Below are 374 nucleotides of genomic sequence, written 5' to 3' on the forward strand. Positions count from 1 at the left end.
CCTCATTTTCGAAGAGGCCGTCTTACCGGGCGAAGCCGTGAACCTGGCCGTGCGCGCTTTGGAAGCCGAACCGGCGCTGCGCCAGCGCTTCGTCTCGCCCGTCGTGCTGGCCGACGATTACCTGCTCATGAGTCGCGCTTCCCAGCGACTCGTAAACTTGCTGGCTACGGGCAAGATCGCCGTGGCCGGAAGCGAGAAGACCGACCTGCCCGCCTTCGAGCCCTACCCCTGTGCCACCGGCTTCGCGGAATTCGAAACGGCCCACGCGCCCCTGCAGCGCATGACGCTGGAAGCGCCCTTCCGCTCCCTAGAACGCGCATGGGAAGCGGCTCCCGACCTGGCTGGCGAGATGGCCCTTATCGCTCGCACCATTG

General features: G+C 66.0%; 1 pseudogene. It reads left to right on the top strand.

The features are described 5' to 3' along the window. Nucleotides 1-374, top strand: a pseudogene (locus NE591_RS13250) (hypothetical protein); the annotation flags it as partial.

The sequence above is a fragment of the Adlercreutzia sp. DFI.6.23 genome (assembly GCF_024462535.1).
GTDB lineage: Bacteria > Actinomycetota > Coriobacteriia > Coriobacteriales > Eggerthellaceae > Adlercreutzia > Adlercreutzia rubneri.